Genomic DNA, 23,666 nt, shown 5'->3' on the forward strand with positions numbered 1-23,666 from the left:
AAATCATTTTTTTTCCTGATGTTAGGCAGTTTTGTGGAACCGAAGCCGGTTTCTTTTCACTTAACAGGCGTCTTAATACTGCGACCCAGCAGGACTGGTCGCCTGTATCAACCCCGTTGTCATGGTGAGGTAATCGAATGAGTACGATTGGAAATATGCTGAATCTGGCCACTGCATTACCGCAGCTGGCGCTGAACGCAACCCCAGAAGGTATGGCCGCTAATCTGTTGAAAAACGTTGGCGATCAGATGGTGAACGACATTGCCTCCAAGCTGACCAACCTGCTTTTCTCCGGCGGCATGAACGGTAACAATAACAACACCTTTATGTCTCCGCAGAGTCAGGGCGGCGCGAGCATGGGCAACACGCTGGCAATGAGCAACATGCAGCAGATGCTGCAGCAAGTGATCCAGCAGATGGGCGTGAATTCCCAGAACACGCCGTTCAACAGCCAGGCGGGGGCGGGCAACATGAACGCCTTCAACAGCGGCATGAGCAACGGCCTGCAGTCACCGTCTACCGGCATTGGCCTGGTCCAGCTGCCGCTGTCCACCACCAGCGCCAACAGCGCGAACAGCTTTAACCAGCTGGGTAACAGCATGGGCAGCCAACTGGGCAGCAAAATGGGCCTGCAGGCGCTGGACGACGTGAAGTCGGACACCAGTGGCCTGTGTGGCGCGCTGGGCGGCGGCGGTAAAGTTGACGGCGGCTCAAAAGAGACTCGTGCTGAAATCGGTAAATTTATGGATCAGCACCCGGAAATCTACGGCAAGCCGCAGAGCGCGGGCGCCGGTATACCGGGCCTGGTGCACGTTGGTAAAGGCCCATCCAGCTGGGAAGACGCGCTGAAAAACAGCAAGCCGCTGAGCGGCGATTCGCTGAAAGCCTTCCAGTCCGCGAAAAACGATCTGAAAACCTCCATGGTGGGTGGCTCTATCCCGGGTTCCGCCACGGCACCGGGCAACGGCTCTTCCAGCCTGCTGATGAATGCTGACGCACAGCTGTTTAACGGCAATATCATCAAAGATGCCCTGAAGCACCACCACGGCGCGCTGATGGGCCTGGCCAGCGCCGTGCTGGCCTAAGAGATTGGGTTGTAATCCACAGATGTTCTTTTGACGCGTGGTGCGAGGTAACTTCGCCACGCGTGTTTCGCGAAACTCTTCTTCGCCCTCTATTTGACCGGTTTTTCTGCGCTAATCGCGTGGGATACCGGTCTTTTTTTGTCTCGATCATGCCCGTGTATTTCCAGTACAGAATAATTATTCGACTCTCTCCCTAAGAGCTGTCTCTTAATCAAAAATCTCTGCGATTATGTAGGAGCGGCGAATATTCCGTTCACTTCCAGTTCTGTTTTATATGTCACCACTGAACTCGTGAACGGCTCGGGGGAGTCACCGTCACTCCCCCGAGACCCCGGACTCCCGGCCAAATAAATCGACCGCGTGAGCGGCAGACCTCCGTTTTATCTCCCAGTCCTGGGTCGGCTGAGACGCGTTCCCGACGCTCTCAGCCTCCGGCCGTTCCCGACGTCCGGACCCTGGCCAGTCGGAGAGAAAACGGAGGCGATTTAAGCCGGAACCATGCCTCGCTTTACGACTAACATTTGCCTTAGCTACAAAGTCGCTGGTTGTTTTACCCTCACCCTAACCCTCTCCCTAAAAGGGAGAGGGAATAAAAAAATGCCTCCCCTCACATGTTTTCTCCCTCGCCCCTTTGGGGAGAGGACCGGGGTGAGGGGCCGAATTGTTCACTAATATTTAGGTGATAGCCGGTGGGCTTGCTGCTTAGCGTTTCTGAACATGCGGGGAAAAAAGATCTATAGGTGAACGGAATAACTGCAGAATGACAGATATCTCCTGGAGGATTCGCAAGTAAAATGTGGTTAAGAAAGAACCCAGAGTAAGGGAAAATCCTCCCCGTTACTCCTCAAACTCAATCGTCTCGCCCTTCAGGCGGCCCTCGAGCTTGCGCAGCAGGCGGTAAATAGCGGCCACCGCTTTTAGCGTGTCGCGTGGGATATAGGCACCTTCTTCGGTGGTGCGGTAAAGATTGCGGGTAAGCCAGACGTAGCGCACCACCGGGATATTGGCGGCATGCGCCAGTTTAATCAGCGCTTTGGCGTCTTCGTCCTGTGCTTTAAACAGCAGCACCGGCAGCGGCGTTTCGTCCGGGAGATAGCGCAGCCCCACGGCGTAGTGCGTCGGGTTCACCAGCAGCACGTCGGCTTTTTCCATCTCCTGCGGGGTGACTTTTTTTGCCGGTGCGTTGAGGATTTCGTGGGCGACGTGTTTGCGGTGGCCTTTGGTGTGCGGGTCACCTTCCATCTGCTTGTACTCGTTTTTCACGTCCTCGTGGCTCATGCGATTCTGCTTGAGGAAGAAGTATTTCTGCAGCGCGAAGTCGGCTACCGAAAACACCAGCATCACGCCAACGATGGTGTGGGCGAGAGTTTCCAGAATCGCCACGCCCGCATGCCAGAAGCCGTCCAGCGTGCCGCCTGAAAGGTTGGCCATTTGCGACAGACGGGGTTTGATCAGCAGCCAGAATACCACTGAAAGGGTGATGGCCTTCAGCAGGCTGTTGAGGATCTGGATAAACTGCTTTACCGAAAACATCTCTTTGAATTTATTCAGCGGGTTGAGCGCCTCAAGCTTTGGGGCCAGCGCGGCGATGGCAAACAGCGGACCAAACTGGATCCAGCCTGCGGCAATGCGCAGCAGGATTACGGTGCCCACCGTCATCATAAAAAACACCCCGATGGTCAGCAGCGCGGCACCGCCAACTTCCCCTAACGCCTGGTTGAAAGGGCTGCTGAGGCGCATCAGCGGCAGGAGCATCAGCGCCTGCAGCTTTGCCATGCTGGCCTCCATCATGGAAAAGATCAGCTGCAGGACGCCGAACATGATCAGCAGTTTGGGGATGTCCTGACTCTGGCTCACCTGGCCCTTTTTGCGGGCCTCCTGAAGTTTATGGGGGCTGGCCTTCTCTGTTTTTTCACTCACGGCTTGGCACCCTCCGAAGCGGCATTACCAGGTGGTTTGACGGGCGGGCAGAATATCCGCCAGGTGCGGGATCATATCGCGCAGGCTGCTGAACTGGTGGCCGGCGAAATACTCCAGCGTGGGCAGGTAAAAGATAAAGAACAGCAGCCCGGCGATGCATTTTAGCGGCACGGTCAGTACCGTGGCCTGCAGCTGCGGACTGTAGATGCTGAGCACGCCAACGGCGAAATCGAGGAACAGCAGGAGCAGCACCAGCGGGCCAGCGTACAGAATGGTGTCGATAAACATCTGCTTTACCTGGCCGAGAAACACCAGGAACCCCTGCTCGCGGAAGTCGGGCAGCCAGCTGTCCACCGGCCACAGCCGGTAGCTGTCCCAGATAACCTGGGTGGCGAGGGACAGGCCAAAGTTGACGATCAGCACCATCATCGACCACTGCAAAAGCATGTAGCCGAGCGGCGTTTCGTCTGCGCCCAGGGCCGGATTAAGCTGGCCGCCGCTGAGTGCTCCACGCTGGTTATCAAACAGCACGCCCACCGATTCAAACAGCCAGAAGGGTAGCGCCAGCAGGTAGCCAAGAAAAATCCCCAGCACCACTTCTTTCAGCATCATGGCGACAATGCCCCACGGCGTGTGCGGGGCGTGGGTCAACATCGGGACAATAGTCGGCGTGACAAAAAGCGCCAGCGGCACGACAACCGCCGTGCGGATCATGCCTTTCAGGGCAGAGAACGCAAACAGCGGCGTCAGCAGCACGCACGGGTAAATGCGGGCGATTGCCAGCCCCAGCCCCAGCATGCCGTTGAAAATGGGCGTCAGTTCGGCGGCGATCATCGCAGGGTTCCGGACGCGGCCATCATGTTGAAGGCGGACTGCGCCAGCTCCACCATTTGCAGGCCAATCCAGCGGCCGCTCAGCGCCAGCGTGGTACCCACGGCCACCAGCTTGATGGCGAAGGGCAGGGTCTGATCCTGGAGCTGAAACACCGCCTGTAGCAGGGACACCACAATGCCCACCAGCACGGCCACCACCAGCGGTGGCGCGGAGAGCACAACCACCATCAGCACCGCCTGCTTAAACATGTAGATCATGTCCATAACGTCCTCACATATAGCTGTAGAACAGGCCGTCCAGCAGGCGCGTCCAGCCGCTCACCATGACAAAAAGCAGAATTTTGAGCGGCAAAGAGATGGTCATCGGCGACACCATCTGCATCCCCAGCGCCAGCAGCACGTTGGAGATAATCAGGTCCACCACCAGGAAAGGGATAAATATTAAAAAGGCAATTTTGAAGCCGTTTTGCAGCTCGGACAGCACGAATGCCGGGATCAGGATCAGCAGGTTGTCGCGCTGGTGGACGACCTTCTCCGACAGATCTTTCGGCCACATGCGCTGGCTGTTTTCCATCAGGTGTGTTTCAAGGTCCGGGTCGCTGTTGCGCAGCATAAAGTCGGTCAGCGGCTTAATGCCGTACTGTAAGCTGTTCTCTAAGCGCTCTGCGCTGGTGGTATCGAGAGGCTTCTCTTTGAAGCGGGTTTGCATCCCGTCGAATACCGGCGCCATCACGAACAGCGTGGCGGCCAGTGCAATGCCGTAAAGCGCCATGTTGGGCGGCGTTTGCTGCACCCCGATGGCGTTTCGCGTCAGCATCAGCACCATCGAAATCTTGAGAAAGCTGGTGGTGATCATCAGCAGCAGGGGCAGCAGCGAAATGGCTCCCAGCAGGATGGCCAGCGCCAGCGGATTGAATGAGCTGATATTCTCGGCCATCACACGGGTTCCATGGCCGTACTCGTCTGGCGCAGCATGCGGGTGACCTGGAAGCCGAGCGTGCCATTAACGTCCACCAGTTCACCTTTTGCCAGCAGGCTGTTGCCGTGACACAGCAGCGCCTCGCCCGGCGTGACGTGCTGAACCAATACCGTTGACCCCGCATCCAATTGCTGGAGTTCGCCAAGCGTCAGCTGTAGGTTGCCGCAGCGGATGGTTAAATCCAGCGACAAGTCGTCGAAACTCCCCCGTGTTGTTTGCCATTCCCCGGCGGGTACCACTTCTTCGCCGTCCTGCTGATCGTCGTACTCCAGGGGGGCGTTCGGGTAAGTCATGGTTAGCTCCTCGCTAAACGTAATGTGTAGTAAGTCTCTGTGAGTGGTTTCGCTCGCCAGTTCCAGGTGAACCTGAAATTGTCGCCTCGCCAGCGGCATAACGCCGTGTCCTTCCGGCGAGAAGAACGTCTCTGAGGGCAAAAGCAAATCTCCGCTAACCAGGCGGCGGGCGGCACCGGCGGAAAGCTGGAGCTTGCCAACGGTCAGCGGTAACTGGAGTGGGAGTTCAGGGTTTAGCGGGGCCATCAGCCGCTGCCAGGCCGGATGCTGAGCAAGCCGATGCAGCGTGGCCCAGGAGAGCGACAGCAGCGTGCAGGCCTGGGCTTCGCCGAGAAAAACCTCAAGGCGCAGCGTGACGTCAGGTTTTTGCCGTTCTTCTGCGGGCTGCAGAAACTCAAAGAGTTCGGCCAGTTCAGGGCTGAGCTGTTGACTGAAATAGCGCCAGTACCAGGCATTGTCCTCGGTGGAGACGCCTGGAAGCGCCGGGCAATCGGCCAGCAGCCCCAGCACCGGCAGCGGGTCGTTAAAAAGCAGCGTGCCAGCCGCGCAGTGAAAAGCTTCACCCGGCATATCTGGCTGGATCAGCGCTCGGGAGGGCAGGAGGCGAAGTTCTCCGGCTATTGCTTCCCGGACGAAAGGGAGCCGCCAGCCGCTGCCGGTCCAGCGCCGCAGGCGGGCTTCATCCGGTGACTGAGCGGCAAGCATCAGGCGTTTCATACCGCCTCCCGCCGCTTAAAGCGCAGGCGAACTTTTTTCCCCAGACGGCCGCTGAGCGAGCCTTGTCCATCCTGTTCAAAGCCGCGAACTTTGTCCCAGGCCTCGGCGGAAAAGCCGAGGGCAATATCCAGCCCATCGCCATTGGCCGGGGTAACCTGCGCCACCACTTCGCCTAAATCCGGCAGCAGCAGGCTAAAGCGGGCGGGCAGGCTTTCCTGCTGTTCAATGCCCTGTATCAGGTGCGATTCCAGCATCGCCCGCAGGGCGGAAGACGGGGATTCACTGGCCTGCTGCGGCTGTTCCGTGCCGCCGAGCGAGCCATCAAACAGGTTAAGCGCCAGAATGGGCATCACCGTGTCGGGCTCATCGTCAGACAGGAGATCGCTGAACTCTTTTTCATCCCGCGACAGCTTCTGGCGATCGCTGGCCCGGCCGGACGAGGACGTGCTGCGAGCGGGCAGCTGCGGCATGAAGGGCGTGTTATTTCCCGGCGTGCGCGGTGCACGAGGCGTGGGTGCCTGCGGGGCGTTCTCGGGCTGGTGATGCGGCTGCGGGGCCGGATGGGCCTGCTGCCAAAGCCTGGGCTGCGGGTGAGCGTTTTTTAGCGCGTGGTGAATCATAAAGCGTTCCCCTGATTTTGGTTGAGCAAATACTCCATTTTTTCGATGTCCCGCTGGCAGCGCTGTACGGCTGACTGCGCGGCGGTCAGCCGCTCCTGCTGCTGTTGCACCTCTTCCTGTAGCTGGTGCGTGTGCTGAATTTGTTGAATCACGCCCGCGCGGCTGGATTTCTCAACGTCCAGCGTCTCCCGCAGGTCGTTAAGCGGCTGCGTGACGCCCGCGTGCTGCGGCACGAAATTATTTCGCAGCTGCAAATAGCCGATTTTCTGCTCTGCCAGCTGCTGCTCGCCCTGCTCGACGGCCTGCCGGCAGCGCCGGAGCTGCTGCTTATGCTGGCGCTGCTCGCTTTCACAGCGGCGTAAGCGTCGCCGCCGGATGGGCAGTAAGAGCGTCAGCACTTGTTCCAGAGCAACCTGCTGCGGGTCCGGTGAGAGCGGCGTTTCCGCCTCGCTATAACGGCGCATAAGCAATCACCTCCTGTAGCTGCTGGCGGGTGTCGACGAAGTCGCTCGGGGCGTGGTTGGCCTGGCGTAAAAACGCGTTGATGGCCGACTGAGATTGCACTGCGGCGTCGGTCATCGGGTCATTTCCCGGCTGATATTCCCCGAGGCGGATCAGCATTTCGACCTGCTGGTAAGCCGACATCATCTGGCGCAGCGCGCTGGCTTCGGCAATGTGTTCTCGTGGGACGACGTTGCTCATGGTTCGGCTCAGGCTGGCCAGCACGTCCACGGCAGGGTAGTGCCCGCGCTCCGCCAGGCGGCGGGTCAAAACGATGTGGCCGTCTATCAGCGAGCGGACTTCATCGGCCACGGGATCGTTCATCGAGTCCTGTTCGATCAGCACCGAATAAAGGGCGGTGATGGAGCCGCGTGAGGTTTTCCCGGCGCGCTCGAGCAGCCCTGGCAGCAGGGTATAGACCGACGGCGGCAGCCCGCCCCGGCCCGGAGGTTCGCCGAGCGCCAGGCCAATTTCACGCTGGGCGCGGGCAAAACGCGTCAGCGAGTCGATAATCAGCAGGACGTTTTTGCCTTTGTTACGGAACGCTTCGGCAATGGCCGTGGCGGTAAACGCCGCGCGGGCGCGTTCCATGCTGCTGCGGTCAGAGGTGGAGCACACCAGGACGGTGCGTGAGCGCAGTTCGGCATCCAGCTCGTGGTCGAGGAATTCGCGGAGTTCGCGGCCACGTTCGCCAATCAGGCCAAACACAATGGCATCGCACGGCGTGTTGCGCGCCATTTCAGCGAGCAGGGTCGTTTTGCCGCAGCCAGCCCCGGCGAAGACGCCCACGCGCTGGCCCACGCCAATCGTCAGCACGCCGTCAATGGAGCGAATGCCCGTCGGCAGCGGAGTATCAATGCGCGGCCTGTCCGTGGGCGGTGGCGCGTCGCCGAGCACGCCCCGGGCGTCCGGTGTTTCGCTGGCCAGCGCAAAAGCCGACAGGCTGTCTTCGTCGATGGCGCGGCCAAAGCCGTCCAGCACGCTGCCAAATAAGCTGTCCGACACGCTAATAGAATGGGGCTGAAACAGCGGCGTGACGCGAGCGCCCTGGGCGATGCCGTCCAGCGGCCCCAGCGCGGAAAGCAAAGTATGGCGGGGGTTAAAGCCGACCACTTCGGCCATCACTTCGGTGTCGCCGCTGCGGCTGATAAGACACAGGTCGCCGATGCGTGCCTGGGGCAAGCTGCTTTCCAGCAGAATGCCGCTGATGCCGGTGATGCGCCCGTAGGCGCTGACGGCGGAAAGCTGGCTCAGGCTGCTATGGCGCTGGGCAAACCAGGCGTTGAGGTCGGACTGATAGTGCCCCATCACCATTTCACCGCGATGTTTTCTTTGCCGCCAAACTGCACGCTGTCGCCGGTAATGCCGGTCAGGCGCAGGCCGTTACGTTCGTCCCCGACAAACAGGCGCTGCCCGTCCTCGGTCACGATGTTGGCGTGCGGCCCGGCGGTAATTTGCACGATGTGGAAGGGCAGCACGGCCTCGCGCACTTTGGTTTGGTTTGTGAGCGCCACCTTGAGCTGATAATCGCTGCGGATGCTGTCCACCATGCGGCTGACAATCGGCAGCTGGTTTTCCTGCAAATCCCCGGTGAGCGTAATCCCCTGCGGCGTGCTGGCCAGCTGCACTTTGTTATAGAGCTCCCGCTCGCGCAGATCCTGTTCCACCAGGCTGCGCAGTTCGTTGCTATTGGTAATCGCCGGTTTAATTTGCGGCTCATCGTCGCTGTTTTGCTGGGCGATGCCGGGCTGCAGCACCCAGCTGAAGATGGTGAAGGTCAGCAGCATCAGGCTGGACAAGGTGAAGATTTGCGCCCAGCGGGGCAGGATCCTTGCCAGCAGTGAACGGCGCGCGGTCGGCGCTGGTTTGCTTTGTGTCCCGCCGACGGGTTCGCGTATGGCTGATTCTGGCTGACTCGGGCTGACAGCAGGCAACGGCGGTGGCGGGCGGTTATCCCATTCGTCGTCAGCGGCGGCAAGCGTCAGCCAGACGCCGCCGACGGCGAAGATTTCACCGGGCTGCCAGAGTTGCTGCGCGCTCAGGCGTTCGCCGTGGCGGTGGCAAACGGTGCCTTCCATCGGCGTGAGCATCCAGCCTTCGGCGCTACGGCTTAGCAGCGCGTGGCTGGCTTTAATACCGCCATCGTTGAGCTGCAAATCGCTGTCGGCGGCGTTGCCCAACTGCCAGCGTTCGCCGCTTAACGGCAGCGCCGCGCCTTCATGTAATCCGTTCAATACTCTCAGCTCATACATGGCAGCACCCTTTATGCAGTGAAGGCGTCAAGCGCGTTTTCGTGAATATCAATGCGCCCCAGCACGTTGACCGGCAGGTTAAATTGCAGCTCGGCGAAGGACAGCACCGGGACGTGATGGAATTCGTCCTGGATAAGCAGGCGCAGCGGGCTACGTAAATCCTGGGCGGACAGCAGCACGCTGGTTTGCCGCTGGAACAGGGGGAACACTTCCCGGAGCTGGTCCAGCAGCAGGGCGTGTTTGTCCTGGCTGAGGGCGAAGAAGGTTTCGTTCTGCGTCTGGCGCAGGCTGTCGCGCAGGATCTCTTCGGTTTCCGGCGTCAGCAGCCAAACCTGTATCCCGCCGTCGTGGCTGTACTGGTGGCAAATGTGTTCTTTGATGTCGATGCGAACCTGGTCGACCAGCAGGCCCACATCGCGCTCGTGCTGGCCGTGCACAATCAGCGATTCGGTGATGCTGCGCACCGAACGCAGCGAAATTCGTTCGGCCACCAGGCGCTGCAGCACGGCGCTCAGACGGGTGATCGGGAAGATGCGCTGGAATTCCTGCGCCAGCTCCGGCAGGTCCATCTCCAGCCACGAGATAATGGCGCGGGTCTCCTGCAGGCCGATAAAGCGCGGGCCGCTGGCAAAGAGCGCTTCTTCCATGCGGGCCAGCAGCAGCTGGTGCGAACTCCAGGACTCCATCTGGAATTTATCCAGCAGAGGATCGTTTTCTTCCAGCCACGCCCAGCCTTTTTCCTGCGGATAGGTTTCCGTGCTGAGTTCTGTCCCGGTTTCTTCCTGGGCCAGCAGGCGGTAGTCCAGCGCCCGCTTGCTTGAGCTGAAGGTGCCAATCACTTTCGGCACTTCGTACACCAGAAAACGAAATTCATCGTCAGGCTGGTACGGCGAGAAGTCGATGTTGAAGACCGGCAGCGTGAAGCCGTACTGGTTCACAATGCGGTTACGCAGGCGGCGAATGTCTTCGATAAGCGCCATGGCCGCCGGGTCACCGGCGCGAGCCGACGAGAAGCTGAGGACAAACAGACGGCTGGGGTTGAAGGTACGAATGTCTTCTTCGCCGTTGGCTTCCGGGGCGACAATTTCGCCGCCGGTGGTGGTGGCCGCCGCGCGTTTGGCGCGCCACAGCTGAAACAGCCCCGAGCCCAGGGTGATTATCCCGAGCACGATAAACACCGCCGTGGGCATGCCCGGCAGCAGGCTGAAGCAGAACATGCCGATGGCGGACATAATCCACGCCTTAGGCTGGTTGGTTAGCTGGTCGCTGATTTCGCGGCCAATGTTGTTGTTGGGAATGTCTTCGTTGGCCGACACGCGGGTGATCATCATCCCGGCGGTCAGGGAGATAAGCATCGCCGGGATCTGGTCAATCAGGCCGTCGCCGATGGTCAGAATGGAGTAGACATTGGCGGCGTCGCCTGCGGCCATGCCCAGCTGCAGCACACCAATACAGAAGCCGCCCACCATGTTGATGCTGAGGATCACAATCCCGGCAATGGCATCGCCTTTCACGAACTTCATGGCGCCGTCCATTGCCCCGAAAAGCTGGCTCTCTTTCGCCAGATCTTCACGTTTGCTTTTGGCCTGCTGGACGTTAATCAGCCCGGCGCGCAGGTCGCTGTCGATAGACATCTGCTTGCCCGGCATGGCATCGAGGGTAAAGCGGGCGGCCACTTCGGCAATACGCTCTGAGCCTTTGGTGATCACCAGGAAGTTCACCACCGTCAGGATCAGGAACACCACCAGCCCCACCGCCAGGTTGCCGCCGACCACAAAGTTGCCGAAGGCGGTGACGATATGCCCGGCGTTTTGCTGCAGCAGGATCTGGCGCGTGGTGGAGATAGACAGCCCGAGGCGGAACATGGTGGTCAGCAGCAGTACCGCCGGGAAGGTGGTGAACGCCAGCGGTTTGGGCAGGTACATCGCCGTCATGATAAGCAGGCATGACACGCTGATGTTGACCGCAATCAGGACGTCAATCAGCCCCAGCGGCAGCGGGATGATCAGCATGAACACCACCGCCAGCGCGATGAAAGCCCCGACGACCTCGGAGCGTTGCATGGCGGTTATTGCCAGCCGGTTAAGAAGGTTAAACAAAGCGTTCATGGGCTATTCAATCCTGATAAAGTCCGTTTACTGCGCCAGCTGGCTGCGTTTTTCCCACGCGGCGTATTCGCCGTTGAGGGTGCGGAGCAGAAGCAGGGCGTTGCTGCGGGTTTCATCGTTCCCGCCCCAAATTTTCTCCGGCAGCGCCTGGAGCAGCGTCAGCAGCCCGTTGAAAAAGAGAGACTGCTGCAGAGGTTTTTCGCCCACCACCTGCAGCCCAAGCTGGGTCAGGTCGCGGGAATAGAAGCCGTTGCGGCACATGCTGAGCAAGGAGCGCGTCATGACATCGGCCCCCATCGTGACGTGGGAATATTTGCTCTTCAGGCGGTCGAGGAACTGGGCGACTTCCGACAGCGTGTGCGTAATGGCGCGGGTGTCGTTCAGCCCGGAAAGCAGGCGGCGCAGGGCCGTCGGCGGGGCGGATGGGGCCAGGGCGGCGATGTCATCGGAAAGCGCGCGCTGCAGCGTACGTAATGCGGGCACGAAGCCATCGACGCCAAACTTGTCCAGCAGCACGTCCATGATGTTGTCGGCAGACTGCTGGTTGATCACGCCGCTGTAATAGAGCTTGCGCATTTCGCGCTTCTGCGCCGGATCGCTGCTGAAGGCGGCAATTGCCGGGGCGGTATTCACCCCGGCGTTAATTTTTTCCGGGTGCTGCTGCTGCAGGTCGGCAAGCATTTGCTCGACGCGTGCCGCCAGCGCCGGGTTGCTGCCGTTGCGCAGGCGCATCGCCATCAGGCTGAGGGTGACAAATGCAGAAGCCGGGTCGTGATTGGCCTGTTCGAGCAAATCATCCAGCGTCGGGGTTTTTCCGTCGCCACCTGACAACATTCGTTCAAAAGCCGATTCCTGCTCGGCCTGCTCTTTCCCCGACGGGCTTTCTAGCAGTTTCCCCAGCTCTACAAGGTGAGTGACCTTGATTGCCGCCACGGAGATACGGCGCAGCTGGGTGGCCTGCGTGCGCTGTTCCTCATGTTTGATTTTCTGTTCGATGCTTTCCGCAAAAGTTGACGCCATCGACTCCTGAGCGGCCCCGGGCCGCTGCGGCGCGGGCGCTGCACGAGTGGCGGACGAGGAACTGCTCGCCGCGCTCTTATCGTTATTAGTGTCGCTGATTAGCTCATCGACCAGGGCGTCCGCCTGTTCGGTTTCAAGACGCAGATTGTGGTGATGGTGGTGCTGGGGGATTCTCATGTTCATTGCGGTGTGCCTTACCCGATTCGCCTGTCAGTGTGTGGGCTAAGGCCTGGGGCGGTTCCCCGACAAATAAAAAATTTCCGCCGCTGGGGATGTGTAAAAAGTTGCACAAACCCGTTTTCGGGCTGTGTGTGTTTTTGCTCATATTTATCTGATTAATAAAAATTAATTGTTATTAATCAATGTGTTGATTTGATATTTTTCGCTGGCACGGCGCTTGCTATAGGACGAACTCCTGAATCTATTCCATAAAAAGGTGTTCACTATGTCAGCAATGTTTGATTTCGAATCACAGGTTTTCCCGGATGCGCAGGCTGCTTTTGAGTCCCACGTTGTGCAGGGCGAGTTTCCGGTGGTTAACTGGGAGCGCGTGATGCGCGACAACGAACAGCGGCTGTACAATTTTATTCGTAAACGCGTGGCAAATTTTGCCGATATAGAAGACCTGGTGCAGAACACCTGGTATGAAGTGATTCGTAACAAGCACAAGTTTTGCGGCACGTCGCGCCCGGAAACCTGGATGTTCGGGATTGCGGTAAACCTGGTGAAAAATCACTATAAATCCGTCAAAGTGAGCTACCTGCACGATGAGTTAAACGATGATGTGCTCGGTACGCTGCTGCATTCGGAGCAGCCGGAAGGGGTGACTGAGGGTAAGGACATCCTGTCGAAAGTGTTGCAGCGCATTGCGCAACTCCCTGAAGATTATCAGCAATTATTACAGCTGATCGTTGATCACGATATCAGTTACCAGGAAGCGGCTGACCGGATGACTATTCCTATCGGCACCGTGCGTTCCCGTCTTTCCCGTCTCCGACAGTCTTTGAAACAGGATCTGGGGTGGGACAGCCTGAACTGAGCGAGCGGTGCTTCGTTACTCCCTGAACGAGAAGAATCACACTCTATGAAACAAGACGGCGGGCCGCACCCACGGCCCAATGATACTCAGGCATTGCTGAGCGCCGCTTTCAATAGCATGCGCGAGCTGGTTTTCATTGTTGACAGGGATTTCAATATTGTTTTTGCCAACCACAAGGCGCTCAGTCTTTGCCTGCCGGAAGGTGCCGGCCAGGCAAGGGCCGGGCATCTGGTGGGTGAAAATATTTTTACCCGGCTGCGGGGCTATGGCGACCTGCCGCTGCTGGCGGTGGTTGAGCAGCAGCTGGATCGGCCAGAACATTCGCCTTACGGCGATAAAATTAACGCCCGGTTTCAGGCGGCAACGCAGGCTATTCCGGTCGAGGTTTGCCCGAGCCGCTTCGAGTTTCAGCGGCAGAACTGGGTGATGATGGTGGTGTGCGATACCCGCTATCGCAATGATATTCATCGTTTTTACTACGATCGTGAAAACGAACTTCGAGACATTCTGGACAATATGCCGGATGCGATTCTGCGCGTGGACAGTGAACAGCGGCTGCTCTATGCCAACGAAACGGCGCTGCAGTGCATGCCCAAGAGCGCGGCGGCCATCGGGCTGAAGATCAACTCGCTTATCGGCGATTCGACGCTGATGGAGCAGATCGGCTGGTCGCTGCAGCTGGTGCTGAGTAAGCATATTCAGCTGGAGGCCGTGCTGCACGGCATGCGATCCGACCTGCGGGTGTCGAGAATCTACCAGGCGCGTTTTATTCCTGAATTTACCCAGCAGCAGACGCTGAAATCCGTGCTGGTGATCGCTCGTCCCGCTTCCCGGCAATATTTTGCCGAACAGCAGGTGCGGCAGACTCACGAACAGCTGCGGCAGATGACCCAAAAGCTGCAAAGCAGCGTCGAAAACGAGCGCAAGCATATGGCGCGGGAAATCCATGATGAGCTGGGCCAGCACCTGACCTCGCTGCGGGTGGGGATTTCGCTGTTGGGCCAGAATCATCCTGCGCTGCAGCATGAAGTTGAACCTTTGACGCAGCTGGTGGATGGCACCATCAAAGTGGTGCGCGATATCGCCACCCAACTGCGCCCGGCGGTGCTGAACATGGGGCTGAAACCCGCGCTTATCTGGCTGCGGGACCAGTTCAACAAGCACCGTTCCGGCGTGTGTACGCTGACGATTCAGCCGCTGCCGGTGTCGCTGTGTGACGATGAGGTCACCGCGATTTTTCGCGTGGTGCAGGAGTCGCTCACCAATGTGCAGCGGCATGCCAAAGCGCGGGAAGTGGAGGTGAAGGTGCTCACAAAGGGCAAAGTCGTGCTGATTTGTATCAATGATGACGGGCAGGGATTTGATCCCGGCCAGGTCTCCGACGGGGCCTTTGGGTTATTGAGTATGCGCGAACGCTGCATGATGAAAGGCTGGACGTTTAACATCCACAGCACGCCGGGCAAAGGGAGCTGCGTGCATATCGAGATCCCTTATGCCCTGCCGGCCCCGGCTAAAGTTTATGATAGCGAATAGCAAACTTGATGATGTCGGCGTTGTTGTCGAACTGCATTTTTTCCATCATCCGGGTCTTGTGGGTGCTGACCGTTTTGTTGCTGATGCTTAGGGTTTCTGCGATGCCATTGATGTTTTCGCCGCTGCTCAGCAGGCGAAGGATCTGCTTCTCACGCTGGGATAGCGTGGCGTAGCGGCGAAGCTGGTCGTTTTCCTGGGTTGAAAAGACGATGGCTTCCGCCAGGGAGGGATCAATGTAGCGCTGGCGGGAGGCGACTCGATGAATGGCGTGCAGCAGCGTTTGCGGGGCCTGGTCTTTAGTAATGAAGCCGTGGGCGCCGCTGGCGAGGACCATTTGGGCGATTTGCGGCTCGTTGTGCATGCTCAGCACCAGCACCGGCAGCATCGGCCACAGGCGGGTGATTTGCTGCACCAGCTCCGGCCCGGAGTCGCCGGGCATGGAGAGATCCAGCAGCAGGACATCGACGTCAATTTCCGTCAGCAGCGACAGCACCGTTTTGCCACAGCCCGCTTCCGCCACCACTTTAATTTTCTTATCCAGTGAAAAAATCTGTTTCAGGCCCTCGCGCATCAAAATGTGATCGTCCGCGAGGAGGAGTCTGATTGCCATACCGTCTGTCATCCATAATTTATAGTTATTAAATCGTTCTTTTTTATAAGAATAATCATCGCGCACGAATTGCAAAGACGCGTGTTAAATGAACATAGCAGCCTCGCTGCGGCGAATCTAGCTTTGCCGGGGGCGATAAGGTTGCAGCTTGTTACAAGTTCCCCCTGGAACCCACTTCGCCTGCCGCTCACTCACGCCCCATGTTCCTGACCGACAGGTGAAATCATGGTGATTGCCGAGCAGCTCTACCACAAACTCCAGCCGCTGTTTAAACAGCTGAATGCGCCTGGCATGGTGTACAACGCCCAGGGCTACTACTCGTTAACCCTCGACGGCGGCCAGCAGGTTTTCCTGGAGCTGACGGAAAACCTGACGCTGGCGATGATGGGCCTGCTGGCGCTGCCGGATAATCCCGGCGAGGCGCTGCTTCTCGAGCTGTTACAGGCCAACCTGAACATTGACCAGCAGCCAGCCATCACCGTTGCCGCCGATAAAGAGCGTGCGCAGCTGGTGGTCTGGGCGGCGTTACCCTTGGACGAACTGCATCTCGACACGCTGCTGCCTTTGTTGGAGCGGTTGAGCTGGACGCTGTCGGTGATTGGCCGCTGGTGCCAGCCTGCCGCGCCGCGTGAGCGCCAGGCTGCACCGGAGACAGAAAAAGATCGGCTTCAGCGCCGCCAGATTGAAGCGCTGCTGCTGCGACGTTAACGTCCAACCAAGGGGAAAAGATGAGTACGATTTCTGCCAGCCATGTGGCGCCACATATCGCCATTGAATATCACCGCCCGGAAGACTATCTCGCTGCCGAAAGCGCTTTGCATAAGCTGCTCAGTCGGCCCAATGGCCGAAGCCTGGTGGGCGAACTGCGTAACCTCAGTACCCAGGGCCGGTACGTTAAGGTGAAAGTCACGGCGATGGCGAATACGGTTGCCCGCCCGGTGCTGACCGACTCTCAGGTCCGCCGGTTTCACCTCTCCGGCAGCGAGTACGATAAGGCGCACAATAAAAAAGCGACGCAATTAGCGCAAAAACAGCCGCTCGGCAAAAAAGGCGAGGGGACCAGCGTCAGCGTCGACTGGAACCCGCGGCAGTCCGTGGCTATCGATGCCCACGGCCGCCCAAGCCTGCTGGACGATCCCTCGCTGGCTTTTGTGTCGCTTGCCCATGAGCTGGTTCACGGCTATCGCATGATGAAAGGGACCTACACCGGAGGGACTTCCGACCGCTACGATACGGGCTCGCCGGCCGGGCAGGAGGAATCCCGCGCGGTGGGTATCGGCAAGTATGCGGGGGAAGCGCTGTCCGAAAACGGTATTCGCCATGAGCACGGCTTGCCGCTGCGCGGGCAGTACGCCGCAGGGTAAATTCTTCCGCAGCAGGAACCACCGCGCCGCTCTCCCCACATAACCTGTTGACGCAACAACTAAAGTGGGGAGATATCATGCCGTTAAACAACGTTGATACCAGCCTGAGGGTCGATCCAGGCCTGATAAGCGGTAACTCAAACCGACGGGTTTCCATGCGCCTCGCGCTGGAGCCTAATAACCCTCAGCATTTCGATTGCACCGTGAACGTGTCGTCGCGCCGGGCTGACGCGCTCTATTACGCCAATAAGGCAATAGATGATACCTGGCGCATTCTGGACATGGGGTCGGGTAACCAAAAGAACCATGTTCGCGCCACGATGGCCGAATCCTATAAGCGAACGCTTCTGTCGCAGAAGGAAACGGGCAACGGGGACTACACCGTGCGCGCCTGGGAGGCCTCTAAGTTTCGAGCGGGAAACTGCGGCGAAATGGCGGCGGTGAATGCGCTACTGCTGGCTAACTCCCGCGTCAAACAGCCGGTTTCCGTGGTGCATAACCGCGATGTCGACCACGCTTTTGTGATCATCGGCGATCCGCGGGAGAACGGGCGGTCTGTGGTGTCCGACCCCTGGCCGGAATTTGGCCGAGCCATGCGGATAGAAGACGCGAAATTCGGCGACAGTTACCACGTACTGCATACGTATCCTGTTGGCCACCGGGACGATGATGTTCGCGAGAAGCTGCTGCGTGGCGAGAAAGCGACGCAGGCGGAAGTGGATAAAGCGTTCCGTAAGGCCGCGCCAAAACTCGCGAAGCTAAGCCCTGAAAAGCTGCGGGACTCGGTGGTGGCGGGGCCAGGATACGTGCAGCGGCACGCCTCCAACAACCTGGGTATTCAGTACGATGGCACCGACAGCCGGGGCGTTGTGCAACATTTTGACCAGTCGCTGTCCGTCGGGCAGATGCGTTCCCGAATGATCGGGCCTCAGGCTGCGGTAGATGCGCAGCAGCGTGGGACACCTGCGCCAACGTTCACCAGTAACGATCGGCCTCGTCAGCGCACGGAATCGTTCGCCGCGGAATCTTCTTCCCGTGGCCGCCGCCCGAGAACGGCATCCAATGCGGTTCCCCCCGCAGCCCCTCGTCGCCGGGCAAACTCCGTCGATATTCGTCCGGCCCCGATGCCCATTTATGCCCCACCGCCTCCCGCGCCTGGAGGGATGTACAGCACGGTTCCGCTGCCGGGTCATGCCCCCGCGTTCAACTACGGCCCGCCGCCAACGGCTGCACCGGTTTATAGCTACGGCCCACCGCCAGCTGCAGCGCCGGTTTACAGCTATGGCCCGCCGCCGGTGCACGCCCATGCGCCTATGCACGCGATGGCAAGCCGACCGGTTTACCGTGAGCCGCCGGTTATTCCGCCGGATGTCTACGGCACTGCACCAGCCCCGGCCCGAACCCGGCCTCGATCTAACTCAGTCACTGCCGCTTTCCGGCGAATCATAGGTAACTAACGATGCCCGCACCTTCAAAATTAGCGCAAGTTTTGCAGCCGCTGTTGACCGATGAGCTGGGGCAAAGAGTCGAGCTTGAGAACGCAGAAGGCTATTCCGTTGAGCTTGGCGAGGGCGTGACGCTGGAGATCAGCGAATCGCCGGTTGGGCACCTGCTGCTGAGCTGCATGCTGCCCGTTCAGCCCACCCGGCTGAGCGATACCGACACGCTGACGGTGCTGCTGCAGGCTAATCTGCTGGGGATGGATTATCCCCCGGTGCTCACCGGGCTGCTGCCCGACCAGCAGCAGGTTGTGCAGTGGAGCAGTCTGCCGTTCCATCAGTTGGAGCCGGAAGTGCTCAAGCGGCTGTTTAACCGCTTTGCGCAGCAGGCCGAAAAGCTGGCCGCGTGGTTGGTTTAACCGCGATCCTCACGTTTTAGCCGCCTTCGTGCGGTTAAAACGTTTTTCTGAATGAACCTCCAGGAAGAGGCAAAAAACGGCAGGGTCAGGGGAGTAAAAGTAAAACAATAGTGGCTGTTTATACAGTATCTCGTCATAATTCGGGCCACAGACGCCGTTCTGTGACTTAAATTATCCAGAGAAAGAAGTGATGTTATGGCTTTGTCGTCGGCGCAAAAAGCGCAAATAGGTGCCTGGTATAAGGCGTTACAGCAGCAGATCCCGGATTTTATTCCGCGAGCGCCTCAGCGGCAGATGATCGCCGAGGTGGCGAAGACCCTTGCCGGTGAAGAAGGGCGGCATCTGGCTATTGAAGCGCCGACCGGCGTCGGCAAAACCCTCTCTTACCTGATCCCCGGCATTGCTATCGCCAGAGGGGATCAAAAAACGCTGGTGGTCAGCACCGCCAACGTGGCGCTGCAGGATCAAATTTACAGCAAAGATCTGCCGCTGCTGCGCAAAATCATTCCTGACCTGAAGTTTACCGCCGCCTTTGGCCGCGGGCGTTACGTGTGCCCGCGCAATCTGGCCGCGCTGGCGACCGATAACTTTACGCAGGGCGATCTGCTGGCGTTTCTGGACGATGACATGTCGCCGACCAGCAAAGCCGAACAGCAGCGCTGCGCCAAACTTAAAGCCAGCCTCGACGGCTATAAATGGGACGGGCTGCGGGATCACACCGATGAGGCGATTGACGACGATCTCTGGCGACGGCTAAGCACCGATAAAGCCAGCTGCCTGGGGCGAAACTGCCACTGGTATAAAGAGTGCCCGTTCTTTGTGGCCCGCCGGGAAATCGACGAGGCGGAAGTGGTCGTGGCCAACCACGCGCTGGTGATGGCGGCGCTGGAAAGCGACGCGGTGCTGCCGGAGGCGAAAAATCTGCTGCTGGTGCTGGACGAAGGCCATCATCTGGCGGACGTTGCTCGCGACGCGCTGGAGATGAGCGCGGAGATAACGCCGGGCTACAGCCGCCTGCAGCTCGACCTGTTCAGCAAGCTGGTGGAAACCTGCATGGCGCAGTTCCGGCCCAAAAGCCCGCCGCCGCTGACCGTGCCTGAACGTCTGACCAATCACTGCGACGAAGTGTACGAGCTGCTGCAGTCGTTTAACGCGATCGTTAGCCTTTGGCTGCCGGGGGAACGGGAAGGCGAACACCGCTTTGAAATGGGCGTCCTGCCCGAAGAGATCATGGTGATTTGCCAGCGCCTCGCGAAGCTGATGGAGGCGCTGCGCGGCCTGTCGGAAGCGTTGCTCAACGATTTGAGCGAAAAAACCGCCAGCCACGATATCGTGCGCCTGCACCGGGCGCTGCTGCAAATGAACCGGGCGCTAGGCTTCTTTGAAGCGCAGAGCAAGCTGTGGAAGCTGGCGGCGATGGAGCAGGCCTCCGGCGCGCCGGTGTCGAAGTGGGTGACGCGTGAAATCCGCGAGGGGCAGCCGCATCTGTTCTTCCACTGCGTGGGGATCCGCGTCAGCGATCAGCTGGAAAAAATGCTGTGGCGCAAAGTGCCGCATGTGATTGTGACCTCCGCCACGCTGCGCTCGCTCAACCGCTTTGATCGCCTGCAGGAGATGAGCGGCCTGCGTGAGAAAGCGGGCGACCGGTTTATCCATCTGGACTCGCCGTTTAATCATATTGAGCAAGGGAAAATCGTTATCCCCAAGATGCGCTTTGAGCCGCTGATGGAGCACGAGGCGCAGCATATTGCCGAGATGGCGGCCTTCTTCCGGGCGCAGCTGGCACAGGGCGAGCATAAAGCGATGCTGGTGCTGTTCGCCAGCGGCCGCGCCTTGCAGCAGTTTTTAACCCACGTCACCGATCTGCGGCTGATGCTGCTGGTGCAGGGCGATCAGCCCCGTTACCGTCTGGTGGAGCTGCATCGCCAGCGCGTTCAGGCCGGGGAAACCAGCGTGTTGATTGGCCTGCAATCTTTTGCCGAAGGGCTGGATCTGAAAGGCGAGCTGCTGACTCAGGTGCACATCCATAAGATTGCCTTCCCGCCGGTAGACAGCCCGGTGGTGGTCACCGAAGGAGAGTGGCTGAAAAGCCTCAACCGCTATCCTTTTGAAGTGCAGAGTTTGCCCAGCGCCTCTTTTAATCTGATTCAACAAGTTGGGCGTTTAATTCGTAGCCACGCCTGCTATGGTGAGATAGTCATTTACGACCGCCGCCTGCTGAGTAAACGCTACGGCGAGCGTCTGCTGGCCGCGCTGCCGGTGTTCCCGATTGAACAGCCCGACGCGCCGGAAGCAAAAGTGATAATAACGACGCCGAAACACACTGTACGGCGCAAACGTGTGAGCAAGAAATAGCAAGGAGAGTCTGGATGGACTATCGCAAAATCATTAAAGAAATTGGCCGCGGGAAAAACCACGCCAGAGATCTCGATTTTGATACGGCGCGCGGGCTGTATAGCCACATGCTGAAGGGCGAAGTGCCTGACCTTGAGCTGGGCGGGGTGCTGATTGCCCTGCGTATTAAGGGCGAAGGCGAAGCGGAGATGCTCGGTTTTTATGAGGCGATGAAGCAGCATGTCATTACGCTCACGCCGCCGCCCGGCAAGCCGATGCCGATTGTCATTCCTTCCTATAACGGCGCCCGCAAGCAGGCTAACCTCACGCCGCTGCTGGCGCTTTTGCTCAACAAACTGGGTTACCCGGTTGTGATCCACGGCGTGAGTGAAGATCCCACCCGAGTGCTGACGGAAACCATCTTTACGCTGCTGGGCATTGAGCCGACCCGCCACGCCGGACAGGCACAGGCGAAGCTTGAATCTCATCATCCCGTCTATCTGCCGATTGGCGCGCTTTGCCCGCCGATGGAAAACCAGCTGGCAATGCGCTGGCGCATGGGGGTGCGTAACAGCGCGCACACGCTGGCGAAGCTGGCCACGCCGTTTGAGGAGGAGGCCGCGCTGCGTTTGGCCAGCGTTTCTCACCCGGAATATGTGCCGAAAGTGGCGAAGTTTTTTGCTGATATCGGCGGGCGGGGGCTGTTAATGCATGGCACCGAAGGTGAAGTGTACGCCAACCCGCTGCGCTGCCCGCAAATAACGCTGATTGATGGACAGGGCACCCGAATCGTGAGCGAACGGCAAGCCGAACACGAAGGCGTCGTGCTGCCATCAGGCAAAGATCCTGAAGTCACTGCCCGCTGGATTGAGCGCTGCGTGGCGGGCGTTGAGCCGGTCCCGCAGTCGCTGAAAATTCAGATGGCCTGTTGCCTGGTTGCTACCGGAGAGGCTGTAACGCTTGAGGCCGGCCTGGCGCGGGTTGCCGACGTATTCTGAATGCTAAACAAAAAAAGCCCGCGACAGGCATCGCGGGCAAACAAGGGTAACATCAGGGTTAAACAAGGGTAGTGCTATCAAGGCCGATGAGGGTACCAGCCTTGATGAGGGTATTACTTGAGCGCGGGATTATTTGTAGATAACCGCGGTGCCGCTCATTTGGCCTTCGGTGTTGGCAGAAGTAATCGCGTAAGAGCTTGCGCCAGCGGCTTCTGCTTTAGCGGCCAGTTTTGCTTCCAGGCCATCCAGAGTTGTTGCGCCAGTGGCGGAAACAACGCCAATTTTATTCAGGTTCTGCGCCTGGGCTTCGTTTACGGATTGGGCAGCGAAAGCACCGAAAGACAGAGTAGAAAGAGCAATTGCAGCTACAGCATATTTGATGGTTTTCATGGCTAAATTCTCGCAGGTTGTTCTGTTAAGGTGACGTTGTTCCGTCGATGTGATTATGGTCACACTTTTCTGTGGAAGAATAAATCGAAGAGAATTGACGACCTTAATCAAAAAAATTGAATTAGTTATAACGTATTGAAATAAATGATAATTACGGAGTAAATAATTTCGTTGCGTGACGTTAACCCTGGAAACACTTAGTTTGCGCACATTTTGCTACTCTTTTTGCCAGCGCTGGTCTTACCTGATGTGCAATCGCTTGCGCCTCTTTTTCAGCCTGACTTTGATGATTTGCGCAGTAAGCTGACAGGGAAGCTTTTATACTGTTCTCTTTCCTTTTTAACCCGACGGATGAGGTTCGATGGAGATAAAGCTGCACTCCAACGCCACAACAACGCCGCGTACGCGAAAGTACATTCAGGAGTCCGCGAAAACGGACGGCGAGCTGGCGGAGGAGCTGAACATTTCGGTCGATACCGTCCGGCGCTGGCGTAAACGCGATGACTGTTACGACAAATCTCACCGGCCGAATACCATTCATCGGGCGTTAAGTCACGAGCAGGAATCGATGCTGATCTTCCTGCGCGTGCGCCTGGCGCTTTCCCTCGATGAACTTCTCGAAGCTGCTCGCTTACTGATTCAGCAGGGGATTTCCCGCGCAAGCGTCAGCCGTATGCTGCAAAACTGGCAGCTGTCGCGCATGGCTAAGCCAACGCTCAGCCAGACGCCGGGCCATTTTACGCTGGATACCTTCTCGCTGCCGGAGACGATTAGCCATAAGCAAGGTGAACTGCTGGTGTTCAGTGAAAGAACCTCCGGCTATATGGCCGTTGCGCTGCGCGAGCGCGGCAGTGAAGAGGTGGCTGAGCCGCTGGTGGGCTTTTTGCGGGAAGGGTTGCCGCTCACCGTACTTTCTTTAACGGCAAAATCTTGCTCTTTTACGCACAAGCTTGCAGGGGAACTGGGCGTGCCTTTACAGGCTGTGGAGCAGGAAGCCTGGCTGGAAAAGGCCGGGCAGGGCAATTACCACCAGGCGCTGGAAGCGCTGCTGAACGGCGAGCGCTTTGATAAGCGGCTGGGGCTGGGGGCGGTGCTGCTGGAGTTTGAAGATCTGCTCAATAAAAGGATTATCCGCAGCAGGCTGAAAAACCTGACGCCCGAGGCGTGGCTGAAAATTCATCATTCCCATCGTTAAAGCGCCCCATTGGGGCG

Annotated in this window: 23 protein-coding genes; 10 read left to right on the forward strand and 13 right to left on the reverse strand. The window is 58.6% G+C overall.

What is annotated here, in order from left to right; all coding sequences use genetic code 11:
• Positions 1 to 137 precede the first annotated feature (137 nt).
• A complete protein-coding gene (locus tag AAIE02_RS02645) occupies positions 138 to 1,085 on the forward strand; it encodes a type III secretion protein (RefSeq protein ID WP_498531923.1) in 948 nt (315 codons plus the stop codon).
• Positions 1,086 to 1,922: 837 nt separating this feature from the next.
• On the opposite strand, the gene sctU is transcribed toward AAIE02_RS02645, so the two are convergent.
• From sctU to sctW, 11 genes are read right to left on the reverse strand one after another with little or no spacing between them, the layout of a single operon-like run.
• Entirely contained in the window at positions 1,923 to 3,005 is a 1,083-nt protein-coding gene (gene sctU, locus AAIE02_RS02650) for a type III secretion system export apparatus subunit SctU (protein WP_166995409.1), read from the reverse strand.
• 24 nt (positions 3,006 to 3,029) lie between these two features.
• Entirely contained in the window at positions 3,030 to 3,839 is an 810-nt protein-coding gene (sctT, locus tag AAIE02_RS02655) for a type III secretion system export apparatus subunit SctT (protein WP_008460984.1), read from the reverse strand.
• The gene (gene sctS / locus AAIE02_RS02660; RefSeq protein WP_039291380.1) at positions 3,836 to 4,102 is read right to left on the reverse strand and encodes a type III secretion system export apparatus subunit SctS; all 267 of its coding nucleotides are present in this window, start codon (positions 4,100 to 4,102) and stop codon (positions 3,836 to 3,838) included. Before sctS ends, sctT begins: the two co-directional genes overlap by 4 nt.
• A 7-nt stretch (positions 4,103 to 4,109) precedes the next feature.
• Complete coding sequence (gene sctR, locus AAIE02_RS02665) at positions 4,110 to 4,775, reverse strand: type III secretion system export apparatus subunit SctR (RefSeq protein WP_498531924.1); 666 nt, start codon at positions 4,773 to 4,775, stop codon at positions 4,110 to 4,112.
• The gene (locus AAIE02_RS02670; protein WP_498531925.1) at positions 4,775 to 5,827 is read right to left on the reverse strand and encodes a FliM/FliN family flagellar motor switch protein; all 1,053 of its coding nucleotides are present in this window, start codon (positions 5,825 to 5,827) and stop codon (positions 4,775 to 4,777) included. Before AAIE02_RS02670 ends, sctR begins: the two co-directional genes overlap by 1 nt.
• On the reverse strand, positions 5,824 to 6,447 hold the full coding sequence (locus tag AAIE02_RS02675) for a type III secretion system HrpP C-terminal domain-containing protein (RefSeq protein ID WP_498531926.1): 624 nt from the start codon (positions 6,445 to 6,447) through the stop codon (positions 5,824 to 5,826). Before AAIE02_RS02675 ends, AAIE02_RS02670 begins: the two co-directional genes overlap by 4 nt.
• On the reverse strand, positions 6,444 to 6,911 hold the full coding sequence (locus AAIE02_RS02680; protein WP_498531927.1) for a type III secretion protein: 468 nt from the start codon (positions 6,909 to 6,911) through the stop codon (positions 6,444 to 6,446). The genes AAIE02_RS02675 and AAIE02_RS02680 overlap by 4 nt, the downstream gene beginning before the upstream one ends.
• Positions 6,898 to 8,262: a type III secretion system ATPase SctN gene (sctN, locus tag AAIE02_RS02685; protein ID WP_008460994.1), complete on the reverse strand. Its 1,365-nt coding sequence runs from the start codon at positions 8,260 to 8,262 to the stop codon at positions 6,898 to 6,900. Before sctN ends, AAIE02_RS02680 begins: the two co-directional genes overlap by 14 nt.
• Complete coding sequence (locus AAIE02_RS02690; protein WP_336982284.1) at positions 8,256 to 9,200, reverse strand: FHA domain-containing protein; 945 nt, start codon at positions 9,198 to 9,200, stop codon at positions 8,256 to 8,258. Before AAIE02_RS02690 ends, sctN begins: the two co-directional genes overlap by 7 nt.
• Before the next feature lie 11 nt (positions 9,201 to 9,211).
• The gene (gene sctV / locus AAIE02_RS02695) at positions 9,212 to 11,308 is read right to left on the reverse strand and encodes a type III secretion system export apparatus subunit SctV (protein ID WP_213716011.1); all 2,097 of its coding nucleotides are present in this window, start codon (positions 11,306 to 11,308) and stop codon (positions 9,212 to 9,214) included.
• Positions 11,309 to 11,335: 27 nt separating this feature from the next.
• Positions 11,336 to 12,511, reverse strand: coding sequence for a type III secretion system gatekeeper subunit SctW (gene sctW, locus AAIE02_RS02700; RefSeq protein ID WP_166875588.1), 1,176 nt, complete (start codon positions 12,509 to 12,511; stop codon positions 11,336 to 11,338).
• Positions 12,512 to 12,773: 262 nt separating this feature from the next.
• Between sctW and AAIE02_RS02705 the strand changes: the two genes are divergently transcribed.
• Positions 12,774 to 13,367, forward strand: a complete 594-nt coding sequence (locus tag AAIE02_RS02705; RefSeq protein WP_008461001.1) for an RNA polymerase sigma factor — start codon at positions 12,774 to 12,776, stop codon at positions 13,365 to 13,367.
• Positions 13,368 to 13,412: 45 nt separating this feature from the next.
• The gene (locus AAIE02_RS02710; RefSeq protein WP_008461002.1) at positions 13,413 to 14,900 is read left to right on the forward strand and encodes a histidine kinase; all 1,488 of its coding nucleotides are present in this window, start codon (positions 13,413 to 13,415) and stop codon (positions 14,898 to 14,900) included.
• On the opposite strand, the gene AAIE02_RS02715 is transcribed toward AAIE02_RS02710, so the two are convergent.
• Positions 14,878 to 15,510, reverse strand: coding sequence for a response regulator (locus AAIE02_RS02715; protein ID WP_008461003.1), 633 nt, complete (start codon positions 15,508 to 15,510; stop codon positions 14,878 to 14,880). The two genes, AAIE02_RS02710 and AAIE02_RS02715, sit on opposite strands and share 23 nt — an antisense overlap.
• A 225-nt stretch (positions 15,511 to 15,735) precedes the next feature.
• On the opposite strand from AAIE02_RS02715, the gene AAIE02_RS02720 reads away from it, so the two are divergent.
• The 6 genes from AAIE02_RS02720 to ybiB all read left to right on the forward strand — a co-directional run bounded on the left by AAIE02_RS02720 (position 15,736) and on the right by ybiB (position 22,064).
• Positions 15,736 to 16,218 carry a CesT family type III secretion system chaperone gene (locus tag AAIE02_RS02720; protein WP_498531928.1) on the forward strand — a complete coding sequence of 161 codons (483 nt, stop codon included), beginning with the start codon at positions 15,736 to 15,738 and terminating at the stop codon, positions 16,216 to 16,218.
• Positions 16,219 to 16,238: 20 nt separating this feature from the next.
• On the forward strand, positions 16,239 to 16,874 hold the full coding sequence (gene xopG / locus AAIE02_RS02725) for a XopG/HopH/AvrPtoH family type III secretion system effector (protein ID WP_008461005.1): 636 nt from the start codon (positions 16,239 to 16,241) through the stop codon (positions 16,872 to 16,874).
• Positions 16,875 to 16,951: 77 nt separating this feature from the next.
• Positions 16,952 to 18,331: a hypothetical protein gene (locus AAIE02_RS02730; protein WP_498531929.1), complete on the forward strand. Its 1,380-nt coding sequence runs from the start codon at positions 16,952 to 16,954 to the stop codon at positions 18,329 to 18,331.
• 2 nt (positions 18,332 to 18,333) lie between these two features.
• Positions 18,334 to 18,732 (forward strand): CesT family type III secretion system chaperone, encoded by a 399-nt coding sequence (locus AAIE02_RS02735; RefSeq protein WP_008461007.1) that lies wholly within the window; start codon positions 18,334 to 18,336, stop codon positions 18,730 to 18,732.
• A gap of 195 nt (positions 18,733 to 18,927) precedes the next feature.
• Entirely contained in the window at positions 18,928 to 21,087 is a 2,160-nt protein-coding gene (dinG, locus tag AAIE02_RS02740) for an ATP-dependent DNA helicase DinG (RefSeq protein ID WP_498531930.1), read from the forward strand.
• Positions 21,088 to 21,101: 14 nt separating this feature from the next.
• Complete coding sequence (gene ybiB / locus AAIE02_RS02745; protein WP_166995427.1) at positions 21,102 to 22,064, forward strand: DNA-binding protein YbiB; 963 nt, start codon at positions 21,102 to 21,104, stop codon at positions 22,062 to 22,064.
• A 129-nt stretch (positions 22,065 to 22,193) separates the two neighbouring features.
• Here ybiB and ybiJ read toward each other — a convergent pair whose 3' ends face one another.
• Positions 22,194 to 22,454, reverse strand: a complete 261-nt coding sequence (ybiJ, locus tag AAIE02_RS02750; RefSeq protein ID WP_008461011.1) for a DUF1471 family protein YbiJ — start codon at positions 22,452 to 22,454, stop codon at positions 22,194 to 22,196.
• Between the two features lie 361 nt (positions 22,455 to 22,815).
• Here ybiJ and AAIE02_RS02755 point away from each other — a divergent pair, with 361 nt between their 5' ends.
• A complete protein-coding gene (locus AAIE02_RS02755) occupies positions 22,816 to 23,649 on the forward strand; it encodes a transposase family protein (protein ID WP_498531931.1) in 834 nt (277 codons plus the stop codon).
• Positions 23,650 to 23,666: the final 17 nt, after the last annotated feature.

It is taken from the genome of Cedecea sp. Ae19-4 (assembly GCF_059801165.1).

Excerpts from the sequence above, each read along its gene's own strand:
- AAIE02_RS02680 (WP_498531927.1), bottom strand. The coding sequence starts at position 6,911 with ATGCGCCGTTATAGCGAGGCGGAAACGCCGCTCTCACCGGACCCGCAG.
- AAIE02_RS02670 (WP_498531925.1), bottom strand. The coding sequence starts at position 5,827 with ATGAAACGCCTGATGCTTGCCGCTCAGTCACCGGATGAAGCCCGCCTG.
- AAIE02_RS02645 (WP_498531923.1), top strand. The coding sequence starts at position 138 with ATGAGTACGATTGGAAATATGCTGAATCTGGCCACTGCATTACCGCAG.
- sctW (WP_166875588.1), bottom strand. The coding sequence starts at position 12,511 with ATGAACATGAGAATCCCCCAGCACCACCATCACCACAATCTGCGTCTT.
- sctN (WP_008460994.1), bottom strand. The coding sequence starts at position 8,262 with ATGGTGATGGGGCACTATCAGTCCGACCTCAACGCCTGGTTTGCCCAG.
- AAIE02_RS02710 (WP_008461002.1), top strand. The coding sequence starts at position 13,413 with ATGAAACAAGACGGCGGGCCGCACCCACGGCCCAATGATACTCAGGCA.
- ybiJ (WP_008461011.1), bottom strand. The coding sequence starts at position 22,454 with ATGAAAACCATCAAATATGCTGTAGCTGCAATTGCTCTTTCTACTCTG.
- sctR (WP_498531924.1), bottom strand. The coding sequence starts at position 4,775 with ATGGCCGAGAATATCAGCTCATTCAATCCGCTGGCGCTGGCCATCCTG.
- AAIE02_RS02730 (WP_498531929.1), top strand. The coding sequence starts at position 16,952 with ATGCCGTTAAACAACGTTGATACCAGCCTGAGGGTCGATCCAGGCCTG.
- AAIE02_RS02705 (WP_008461001.1), top strand. The coding sequence starts at position 12,774 with ATGTCAGCAATGTTTGATTTCGAATCACAGGTTTTCCCGGATGCGCAG.
- AAIE02_RS02755 (WP_498531931.1), top strand. The coding sequence starts at position 22,816 with ATGGAGATAAAGCTGCACTCCAACGCCACAACAACGCCGCGTACGCGA.
- AAIE02_RS02735 (WP_008461007.1), top strand. The coding sequence starts at position 18,334 with ATGCCCGCACCTTCAAAATTAGCGCAAGTTTTGCAGCCGCTGTTGACC.
- dinG (WP_498531930.1), top strand. The coding sequence starts at position 18,928 with ATGGCTTTGTCGTCGGCGCAAAAAGCGCAAATAGGTGCCTGGTATAAG.
- sctV (WP_213716011.1), bottom strand. The coding sequence starts at position 11,308 with ATGAACGCTTTGTTTAACCTTCTTAACCGGCTGGCAATAACCGCCATG.
- AAIE02_RS02690 (WP_336982284.1), bottom strand. The coding sequence starts at position 9,200 with ATGTATGAGCTGAGAGTATTGAACGGATTACATGAAGGCGCGGCGCTG.
- sctT (WP_008460984.1), bottom strand. The coding sequence starts at position 3,839 with ATGATCGCCGCCGAACTGACGCCCATTTTCAACGGCATGCTGGGGCTG.
- AAIE02_RS02720 (WP_498531928.1), top strand. The coding sequence starts at position 15,736 with ATGGTGATTGCCGAGCAGCTCTACCACAAACTCCAGCCGCTGTTTAAA.
- AAIE02_RS02715 (WP_008461003.1), bottom strand. The coding sequence starts at position 15,510 with ATGGCAATCAGACTCCTCCTCGCGGACGATCACATTTTGATGCGCGAG.
- AAIE02_RS02675 (WP_498531926.1), bottom strand. The coding sequence starts at position 6,447 with ATGATTCACCACGCGCTAAAAAACGCTCACCCGCAGCCCAGGCTTTGG.
- xopG (WP_008461005.1), top strand. The coding sequence starts at position 16,239 with ATGAGTACGATTTCTGCCAGCCATGTGGCGCCACATATCGCCATTGAA.
- ybiB (WP_166995427.1), top strand. The coding sequence starts at position 21,102 with ATGGACTATCGCAAAATCATTAAAGAAATTGGCCGCGGGAAAAACCAC.
- sctS (WP_039291380.1), bottom strand. The coding sequence starts at position 4,102 with ATGGACATGATCTACATGTTTAAGCAGGCGGTGCTGATGGTGGTTGTG.